This is a genomic window from Bradyrhizobium lablabi, assembly GCF_001440475.1.
GTDB classification, from domain to species: Bacteria; Pseudomonadota; Alphaproteobacteria; order Rhizobiales; family Xanthobacteraceae; genus Bradyrhizobium; species Bradyrhizobium lablabi.
The window spans coordinates 194,612-204,200 of sequence record NZ_LLYB01000127.1; the positions used below are offsets into that span (position 1 = coordinate 194,612).

The window sequence follows — 9,589 nt, forward strand, 5'->3', positions numbered from 1 at the left end:
GGTACGATCGCCCAGGTCGCGGCGCTGACGCGCGCCGGATCGGAAATGGTGCGCATTACCGTCGACCGCGAGGAGGCGGCTGCCGCCGTTCCGCATATCCGCGACGGCCTGCGCAAGCGCGGCATCACCACGCCCCTGATCGGCGACTTCCACTATATCGGCCACAAGCTGCTCGCCGAATATCCGGCTTGCGCGGAAGCGCTGGACAAGTACCGCATCAATCCCGGCAATGTCGGCTTCAAGAACAAGCGCGACACCCAGTTCGCCGACATCATCGAGATCGCCAACAAGAACAATAAGCCGGTCCGCATCGGCGCCAATTGGGGCTCGCTTGACCAGGAACTGCTGACCAAGCTGATGGACGAGAACACCGCCTCGCCGAATCCGCGCGATGCGCGCGCGGTGACCCGCGAGGCCATGGTGCAGTCGGCATTGTTGTCGGCGGCGCGAGCGCAAGAACTCGGCATGCCCAAGAACCGCATGATCCTGTCGGCGAAGGTTTCCGCCGTGCAGGACCTGATCGCGGTGTATCAGGAGCTGGTGCGCCGCTCGGACTACGCGATCCATCTCGGTCTCACCGAAGCCGGCATGGGCTCGAAGGGCATCGTCGCCTCGTCCGCCGCGCTCGGCATCCTCTTGCAGGACGGCATCGGCGACACCATCCGTATCTCGCTGACGCCCGAACCCGGCGGCGATCGTACCCTTGAGGTGCAGGTTGCGCAGGAATTGCTGCAGACCATGGGCTTCCGCACCTTTGTGCCGCTGGTTGCGGCATGCCCGGGCTGCGGCCGCACCACCTCGACCACGTTCCAGGAGCTGGCGCGCTCGATCCAGGATTTCATCCGCGACGAGATGCCGACCTGGAAGACGCAATATCCCGGCGTCGAGCAGCTCAACGTCGCGGTGATGGGCTGCATCGTCAACGGCCCCGGCGAATCGAAGCACGCCAACATCGGCATCTCCCTGCCCGGCACCGGCGAAGCGCCGGCCGCGCCAGTGTTCGTCGACGGCAAGAAGTTCCGCACCCTGCGCGGCCCGTCGATTGCCGCGGACTTCAAGGCGCTGGTGATCGATTATATCGACCAGCGCTATGGCAAGGGCGCCAAGACGCCGGAGACGACGGCGGCGGAGTAAGGCTACCTCCGCTCGTCGTCCCCGCGAACGCGGGGACCCATAACCACAGGACTTTGTGGTTATGCCGGGGTTGTGGCTCCAGCTTTCACAGCAACGTGCTCCTGTGGTTATGGGTCCCGGCTCCTGATGCGCAATTGCGCATATGGGCCGGGACGACACCTGCATTGCACTCGGCATCGCCTGCGCTACGATACTCCCAAATCAAGAACGGTTGGGAGAACGCCCATGTCTTCGTTGTCCGGCAAGCAGGGTCCACGCTACAGGCACTCGGCCAGCGACACTGAAACCTACGAAACCATCGGCGTCGAAAAGCTCACCCCGATCATCGGCGCGGAAATTTCCGGCGTCGATATCGGCAAACTCGTCTCCGACGACGCGCGCTCCAATCGGCAGATGGACGAGATCCATCGGGCGCTTGCCGAAAATCTCGTGATCTTCTTTCGCGACCAGCACATTACCCCGCAGCAACATCTCGCCTTCGGCCGCAAGTTCGGCGAATTGCACGTGCATCCGGCGGCGCCCAATGAGGGCGATCCGGCATTGATGAAGATCTATGCCGACAAGGATTCGCCGCGCGCCAATGGCGAGGGCTGGCACTCGGACGTGTCCTGCGACCTCGAGCCGCCGATGGGCTCGATCCTTTACATCAAGCAGTGCCCGCCGCGCGGCGGCGACACGCTGTTTGCCAACATGTATGCGGCTTACGAGGCGCTGTCGGACCGCATGAAGACCTATCTCGACGGGCTGACCGCGTTGCACGACGGCGAGCAGACCTATCGCGGGCTCTACGCCAATTACGGCGTCGCCGACCGCCCGGAATATCCGCGCGCCGAACACCCGGTCGTGCGCACCCATCCCGTCACCGGCAAGAAAGCGCTCTACGTCAACCGCGGCTTCACCCGCCATATCATCGGCGTCCCCCGCGACGAGAGCGACGCCATGCTGGCCTATCTCTATCAGCACGCGGAGAATCCACTATTCCAGTGCCGCTTCCGCTGGACTGAAAACGCCATCGCGTTCTGGGACAACCGCTGCGCGCAGCACCGCGCGATGTGGGACTACTGGCCGCACACAAGATCAGGCACGCGGGTGACGGTGAAAGGCGAGCGGCCGGTGTAAATTTCGTAGGGTGGGCAAAGCGCAGCGTGCCCACCATTCACGCCATGACTCGTTGATCGATGGTGGGCACGCTGCGCTTTGCCCACCCTACTGCTGCATTCGCGTTGACGCCTGGCCGCGTCTGCGTCAAGCTCCGCCAAAAGCAAAAACATCCGGAGGACGCCCGATGCTCCGCGCAGAAGACAATAAATTTCTCACCGAGAGCGGCGCCGGCACCGGTATGGGCGAATTGCTGCGGCGGTTCTGGATCCCGGTGCTGCTTTCCGAGGAGTTGCCCGAGCCCGACGGCACGCCGAAGAAGATCGTCGTCATGGGCGAGGAGTTGCTCGCCTTCCGCGATACGCGCGGCGTGGTCGGGGTCATCGATCAATATTGCCCGCATCGCGGCGCCAATCTCTGGCTCGGCCGCAACGAGGAATGCGGCATCCGCTGCGTCTATCACGGCTGGAAGTTCGACACCGACGGCCGTTGCGTCGACATGCCGACGTCCTATCCGGACCTCAACGCCAAAGACCTGATCCGCATCAAGTCCTATCCGGTGCGGGAATGGGGCGACATGATCTGGGCCTACATGGGTCCGGCGGATCAGATGCCGGAATTGCCTGATCTGGAGATGGCGCTGGTGCCGCCGTCGCACCGCTACGTCACCAAGAAATGGCAGGATTGCAACTGGGTGCAGGCGCTGGAAGGCTCGATCGACACCGCGCATTTCACCTTCGCGCATCTGTCGTTCGAGAAGGAAGAGAACGAAATCCTCGACATCAAGAAGCACTTTGTGAACCCGTTGACGCGGGTGGCGACCGACCACATGCGCTGGATCGCCGAAGACCCGCGTCCCGTGATCAAGATCAATCCGCACGAGGCCGGCCTGACGGTCGCGGGCGGGCGGTTGACCGGATCAGACAATATCTACTGGCGTATCGCCCAGTTCCTGATGCCGGTGCACGCCTATGCGCCAAGCTCGATGCCCGGCGAGAACATCTTCGGTCAGAGCTTTGTGCCGGTGACGGACACAAATTGCTGGATCTACACCTATGCGTGGAATCCGGAACGTCCGCTGACGCAGGCCGAACGCGATGGCTACGATCGCGGCAACGGCGTGATGGCCGTGGTCGACGAGAACTATGTGCCGCTGCGCAACAAGTCGAACGACTATCTGATCGATCGCAAGCTGCAGAAAACCTCCAGCTACACCGGCATCAAGGGCGTGTCCGAACAGGACGCCGCCGTGCAGGACAGCCAGGGCCCGATTGCCGATCGCACCCGCGAGCATCTCGGCCCGACCGATCTTGGCATCATGCATTTCCGCAAGCTCGTGATGGATGCCGCCCGCGCGCTGCAGAAGGGCGAGGCGCCGCCGCACCTGAAGCATCAGGACCGCTATGCCGTGCGATCAGGCGCCTGCGTCACCAGCAAGACCAAGGACCTGACCGCGGTCATGATCGAGCGGTTCGGCGATGCGGCAGGCTATGTCGGCGGTCCCAGTAGGAACGCGGCGGCGGAGTAGGCTCAATTTGGACCACCGTCATTCCGGGGTGATGCAAAGCATCGTGGTGCGCAATTGCGCATCTGAGGTCTGGTCCTTCGGACCATCCCGGTCCGAAGCCTGTCGAGCGGATCGAGCGACGGTGCTAAGTCCGAATTTTACTTGAGATTTTCGCGCGAGCGCTGGCGGCGATTGCGGTCGTCTTGGTCCTTGAGTGCGTCATCCGCGCACTGTAGCAGAGCGCAGCGCGCTCCGCCCTTGCGCGAGATGGCCGCCACCAACTCCGGGCGGCCGAACAGCATCGCATTCAGAGGATAGGTCAACACCGTTGAACAATGTGAGTGCAACCGTCCAATGACATAGATCAAGCCGAGGACGGGCAGAGCGAATCAACTCCGATCTTGGGGCAGCCAAGGCAAGGAGGCAGTCATGATCTCTCGACGGAAGCTTCTTTCTTCTTTGGGCTTGGCGACCGCAATAGCAGCGTGCCCGACCCTGCTGATGGTCCCTGACGCGGAGGCGCAGACCGCTGGCATGGAAAGGCGTCAAGATCGACGTGAGGGGCGGCGCGGGCGCCGCGAGGAACGCCGCGACGCGCGCCAAGTGCGCCGCGAGGGGCGCCGTGAAGCGCGCGATGTGCGGCGCGGAGTTACGACGGGGACAGGAGTTACGACGGGGACAGCTAAGTAACTTGGCTAGAGGGTCTAGGGGTTCGATAGTTAATCATCTCCGCTCATCGTCCCGGTGCAGCGTCTGTAGTAGCTCGCGATGCATGAAGGGAAGAAATGATCGAGACGTGGCACGCTGCGCATCTCATCCTAGCAGCCGTCCATGCGTCATTCCGACTCCGCCGCTACCAGACACCCTGCGAGGCGAACGCGCACTAGTGGCCAAAAGCCCGGCCAGCGATGTGCTGACCGGACTGATCAAATCCCGAAACTTTCGGGATTCGCGTTTGATCAGGCCGCGAGCGTGGCCGAAACAATGTGACAATCGCTGGCGGAATCCCGCGATATTCAGCGATGCATTTGCTCCGGATGTGACAGTGCTAAGTTGCTGAAAACGCTCGATTCCGATAGACCATCCCGGAATGACGAGGACGTATTTAAACGCCGTCACTGCAATGACGGCTTTTACAACGCGATCTTCCGATACTCCCGGTTGCTCAGGCTTGCTTCCTCGAGGTCAAGGTCGCGTTCGATCCGTCGCCTGGTTTCGTCGGTGATCTTGCCGTCGCGGAGCAGGATGTGGATGAATTTCCGCTCGGTTGTGATCAACTCCCGTGTCAGCTCCGCGCCGGCCTCCGTGATGTCGTGCGCGGCGGGATCCAGCGAACTGGGGATCTGACTCGTGCGGTTTTCATGCCGTGCGCGCAGCAGCTTGACGACTTCGTCTGACAGTTCGCGGTCGTCGGTGATGGCGTCGAGCGATTTGAGCGCCGCGTCGAGCGCCTCGCGCCGTGCGGCGAGCTCGGCCTCATGCTCCGCCAGATGTTCGCTGCGGCCGTCCTTGGCGACATCAAGCCACCGCACCACGGTGGGTAATCCAAGCCCCAGTCCCACCAGCGTGATGAGGATGACGCCAAAGGCGACGAACAGGATCATGTCGCGATAGGGGAAGGGTTCGCCGCCGGGCAGCGTAAACGGCAGCGCCAGCGCCGCGGCCAGCGACACCGCGCCGCGCACGCCGGTGAAGCCCACCACGAACGTCGCCCGCCAGGATGGCGCGGGATCACGTTCGCGAACTCGCTTGCTGAGCAGCCGCGGCAAATAGGTCGCGGGATAGACCCAGGCGAAGCGCGCAACGATGATGATGACGGCAACCAGCGCGGTGGTGATCAGGATTTCCTGCAGCGGGAACGCCTTCGATTTCTCGTACAGCAGCCGCATCTGGAATCCCGTCAGCAGAAACAGTAGGCCTTCGACCAGGTAGATCATGAGGTCCCAGAAGAAGATGCCCTGCAGTCGGGTCGCCGATGAAATCAACAGCGGTCCGTTCCAGCTGATGTAGAGCCCGCAGGCGACGGTCGCGATCACGCCGGAGCCGCCGAGATGCTCGGGAACCCAGTAGGCGAGGTAGGGCGTGAGCAGCGACAGCGTGATCTCGACCTGCGGATCGCGCGCGTGATGCCGTGCATGCAGGGAAAGCCAGCCGACGGCCAGCCCGAACAGGATTTCACAGACGACAATGGCCGCGAAGGTGCCCTCTGCCTTCGGCAGCGAGAACAAGCCGGTCGTAATCGCCACCACCGCGAAACGGTAGAGGATCAGGGCGGTGGCGTCGTTGGCCAGCCCTTCGCCCTCGAGCACGACGAGGATACGGCGCGGCATGCCGAGCTTGCGGGCAATGGCCAGCGGCGCCACGACATCCGGCGGCGCGACGATGGCTCCCAGCAGGAATCCGATGCCCCAGGGCAGCCCGATCAGGTAATGCGTCGCGGTCGCGACCGCGCAGGCGGTGAAGATCACGCAGCCGACCGACAGCAGAATGATCGGCCGCAAATTGGCTTTGAATTCGCGCCAGCTCATCGCGACGCTCGCCGAATAGATCAGTGGCGGCAGGAATAGCAGCAGCACCAGCTTCGGCGACAATTCCACCGTCGGCATGCCCGGTACGAAGGCGAGCGCAATGCCCGCGAGCAGCAGCAGAATGGCCGGCGCGACATCGATTCGCCGCGCCAGCAGCGCAGTCCCTGCCAGCGCGGCCAGCAGGATCAAAAAGATCTGAAAAGTGGCTTCCATGATGGCCTCCATTCGCAGGGAAGAGCCATCAGGTCAATGCACAGGGGGCGTGCAGCTTGGGAGACCGGCCGCAGGTCAACCGGCGACATACGGTCGCCGCGCTGCAAGTCTGACTACTCGCGCAGATCGTAGCGGTAGGATTTCGAGACGATCTTCCAGCCGTCGCGCAGCTTCATTGCCACCAGATAGTCGGTGAAATAGCGCGGCGGCAATTGGCAGCGCACCTTGATAAAAGCCGTCTGGTCATCCGAGCGATCGATGGTGACGATGAAATCGTCGCGCGGCTTGCCCTCGGCTTTCGCCGAGGGCTGCTTCTTCATCCAGTCCAGCCAGGCCGACAAGGCAAGAACCCGAAGCCTGCCGTTCTCCAACGAGCGCAGGTCGGCGGACGGGTGAAAGACGGCCCCCAACTTCTCGACGTCGCCCTCGTACACGCCGTCGAAATAGAGTTGAACTGCAGCCTCTACGGTAGAACGATCATGGCTCACGGATTGTGCTCTTTCCGGTTGATTAGGCGCCCAGCTGGTTGGAAATCGCTACTCGCGCAGGTCGTAGCGATAGGATTTCGAGACGATCTTCCAGCCGTCGCGCAGCTTCATCGCCACCAGATAGTCGGTGAAGTAGCGCGGCGGCAATTGGCAGCGCACTTTGATGAAGGCGGTCTGGTCATCCGAGCGGTCGATGGTGACGATGAAGTCCTCGCGCGGCTTGCCCTCGGCCCTGGCGGAGGGGCGCTTGCGCACGCGATCGAGCCAATCCGGCACGGTCAAAACCTGCAACTCGCCTTTCTCCTGCCAGCGCAGATCGGCGGTCGCGTCGAAGATCGCGCCGAGCTTTTCGGCGTCACCCTCATACAGGCCATCGAAATAATTCTGCACGACGGCTTCGACGGTCGATCGGTCATGGCTCATGGGTCGTTCTCCCCGGCAGGATTGGATATGCTCGATTTGAATTAAGCCACGAACCGCCGAATTGCGCTATGGCTGACTTTGACATCCGCGTGAGGAGTGATCTGTGGCCGGATCAGAAAATTCGAATGCTCGCTTTCTTGTCGGAGAATGCTTCTGCCGCTCGGTGCGCTACGAGGTCGAGGACACTTTCGCCTATGCATTGAATTGCCATTGCTCGAATTGCCGGCGGGCCACCGGTTCGGCGTTCAAGCCGTTCGCCGGAATTGCGCGCGAGAAGTTCGGTGTCGTCAGGGGCGGTGATACCTTGCTGATTTATGGCGACGACAGGGCGCATGACGCACACTGCCGCGGCTGCGGCTCGCTGCTCTATTCGGTGGTGCGCGACGGCGCCTTCGTCCATGTCGCGATGGGGACGCTGGTCGATGCGCCCTCGATCCGGCCGAGCGCGCATATCTTCGTCGGCTCCAAGGCGCCGTGGCATGAGATCAGCGACGATCTGCCGCGATATCAGGAGCATGTTACGCCTGGCGCGGAGTAGATCGGCGCCTGGCTAGGGTGCGTACTCATAAAAGTCGGTGCTGCGAGTCGGCCACCTGATGTCTGCTTCTCCCCCAACAGCGGCGCGGGAGCGGACATCGCGGCACTTCGCCTTCGGGCCAGGTTCAGACATACGTCCCTCCCAGGCGGCTCTTGGCGCGCGCCTGCAACCAGTCAATATTTTGACAGCCTGTGCACGCTCCTGGCGAGGCGTCTCACGGGGGGCGGCATGCGCGTGATTAACGGTTTGGCGTGATCGATTGCCATCTTAACCGCGACAATGGCCCGGCCTTTGAGCGTCGTCGCTTCGTAATAGCCGAACAGCTTCATCTCAATGTCGCACCAGTCGAGCTTGTACGGCTCGTCACCTATCGTCATGTCGAAGAGTTCAAAGCCGTGTTCGATCGCGTAGCGCAGCATGTGCTGAAGGTGCGCGCGTCCTGGCCCGTAGCGCGCGAGCGCGGAATCCTCATAACTCGACAGGATGAGCGAGTAGCAGTTCTTGTGCCGCAGCCCGAGACCGGTCGCGATCTTGCTGTCACCCACGTCCAGCCTGCTGACGTGAACGACGTCCCGTAATCTCGGATCGGTCGCGACGTCGTGGAAGAAGGCGAGATACCCGGGCCTGTCGAAGATGTCCTCGACCTGCATGCGGGCAAAGGAGCGTCGCTTCTGCTCAATCAACAGGTTCATCGAGCGCTCGATCTCGTCGGATCGTGTGACCTGGACGAAACGGATCTCGCCATGCTCGGCCAGATGCCTGAACTGCCGCCGCTCCCGTTTGCGCGTCGCGGAAGACCGCTTGGACAAGAAGAATTTGTTCCAGTCGAGCCCAAGCGTCGCGAAGTGAGCGCCATATGTCCGCGGGAGGACCGCGAGGTCGAGGAACGGATTTCTTTGTGAGCCGATCCGCTCCGGCATTCGGTCGAGATCGATCATATCGAAGCGAAGATCTGGATTTGCCCGGATGAGGCCGATCACCGCTCGCCATAACCCGCAGAAGTCTTGCGTCCGAAGGCCGTTCGCGAAATTTTGACCCAGGAGCGGCGCGTTATAATCGCACAGCTCAGCTCCGAGCCAGGTGAGCCGTCCTGTCGCGCCACGCCTTTCGATCGCCAGCGGTAGAATGAACTGGACCTTGCCATTGGGATCGCGTCCCAGCACGATCACCGGCGTCGAGCCTTGATGCCTGCCGATGTTATTGTGCCACGCCGCAAGCCACGCAAATTTCTGAAACACGGTGCATTCGGCGCGTCGCTCGAATTCGGTCCACCAGCGCTCTGCCGTGCGAAGCTCGGTGTAGATATCGACCTCAACGGCCGAGACATTGCCTTGCGGTTCCGACATCGCCTTGCGGTTCCGTCGGCGCAGCCTGCCAGCGGCCACGCCGCCATTCTGAACAATGAATTCGCACTGGCTTATAGCCCTGACGATACGATCTCCGTGTCCGCCGGGTTGACGATCAGGATGAGAAAGGGTTCCTGCCGAGATGGCGCGACAGATCGCCCGGGTCCGCTACGGGTCAAAAGCGGCGATGGAGGCGAATGCGGACCGACTCCGGTTTACCCTGAACAGCGGACGTGACAACGGCTTGATCGCTGTTCCGCTAAGGGCCGATTTTGTTGCAAAAGTCGGCTGTTAGCGATGGGGCTGGTGAGCCT

Annotated in this window: 8 protein-coding genes; 4 read left to right on the top strand and 4 right to left on the bottom strand. The window is 62.2% G+C overall.

From position 1 onward, the window contains the following. The 3 genes from ispG to CQ14_RS37835 all read left to right on the top strand — a co-directional run. On the top strand, positions 1-1,134 hold a 1,134-nt coding region (gene ispG, locus CQ14_RS37825), incomplete at its 5' end, for a flavodoxin-dependent (E)-4-hydroxy-3-methylbut-2-enyl-diphosphate synthase (protein WP_245320833.1). A gap of 225 nt (positions 1,135-1,359) precedes the next feature. Then, positions 1,360-2,253 carry a TauD/TfdA dioxygenase family protein gene (locus CQ14_RS37830; RefSeq protein WP_057862816.1) on the top strand — a complete coding sequence of 298 codons (894 nt, stop codon included), beginning with the start codon at positions 1,360-1,362 and terminating at the stop codon, positions 2,251-2,253. Positions 2,254-2,419: 166 nt separating this feature from the next. Next, positions 2,420-3,760, top strand: a complete 1,341-nt coding sequence (locus CQ14_RS37835) for a Rieske 2Fe-2S domain-containing protein (protein WP_057862817.1) — start codon at positions 2,420-2,422, stop codon at positions 3,758-3,760. 1,112 nt (positions 3,761-4,872) lie between these two features. Here CQ14_RS37835 and CQ14_RS37840 read toward each other — a convergent pair. The 3 genes from CQ14_RS37840 to CQ14_RS37850 form a co-directional block, all read right to left on the bottom strand. Further along, positions 4,873-6,480, bottom strand: coding sequence for a Na+/H+ antiporter (locus CQ14_RS37840; protein ID WP_057862844.1), 1,608 nt, complete (start codon positions 6,478-6,480; stop codon positions 4,873-4,875). 113 nt (positions 6,481-6,593) lie between these two features. Next, positions 6,594-6,968, bottom strand: coding sequence for a nuclear transport factor 2 family protein (locus CQ14_RS37845; RefSeq protein WP_057862818.1), 375 nt, complete (start codon positions 6,966-6,968; stop codon positions 6,594-6,596). Between the two features lie 48 nt (positions 6,969-7,016). Next, on the bottom strand, positions 7,017-7,391 hold the full coding sequence (locus CQ14_RS37850; protein WP_057862819.1) for a nuclear transport factor 2 family protein: 375 nt from the start codon (positions 7,389-7,391) through the stop codon (positions 7,017-7,019). A 103-nt stretch (positions 7,392-7,494) separates the two neighbouring features. Here CQ14_RS37850 and CQ14_RS37855 point away from each other — a divergent pair, with 103 nt between their 5' ends. Next, the gene (locus CQ14_RS37855; protein ID WP_057862820.1) at positions 7,495-7,929 is read left to right on the top strand and encodes a GFA family protein; all 435 of its coding nucleotides are present in this window, start codon (positions 7,495-7,497) and stop codon (positions 7,927-7,929) included. A gap of 173 nt (positions 7,930-8,102) precedes the next feature. Here CQ14_RS37855 and CQ14_RS37860 read toward each other — a convergent pair whose 3' ends face one another. Next, positions 8,103-9,275, bottom strand: a complete 1,173-nt coding sequence (locus CQ14_RS37860) for a GNAT family N-acetyltransferase (RefSeq protein WP_156435828.1) — start codon at positions 9,273-9,275, stop codon at positions 8,103-8,105. Between the last annotated feature and the right edge of the window lie 314 nt (positions 9,276-9,589).

What these genes read in the sequence shown, in the direction of transcription:
- CQ14_RS37830 (WP_057862816.1), top strand. Translation starts at nt 1,360, where the DNA reads ATGTCTTCGTTGTCCGGCAAGCAGGGTCCACGCTACAGGCACTCGGCC.
- CQ14_RS37835 (WP_057862817.1), top strand. Translation starts at nt 2,420, where the DNA reads ATGCTCCGCGCAGAAGACAATAAATTTCTCACCGAGAGCGGCGCCGGC.
- CQ14_RS37840 (WP_057862844.1), bottom strand. Translation starts at nt 6,480, where the DNA reads ATGGAAGCCACTTTTCAGATCTTTTTGATCCTGCTGGCCGCGCTGGCA.
- CQ14_RS37850 (WP_057862819.1), bottom strand. Translation starts at nt 7,391, where the DNA reads ATGAGCCATGACCGATCGACCGTCGAAGCCGTCGTGCAGAATTATTTC.
- CQ14_RS37860 (WP_156435828.1), bottom strand. Translation starts at nt 9,275, where the DNA reads ATGTCGGAACCGCAAGGCAATGTCTCGGCCGTTGAGGTCGATATCTAC.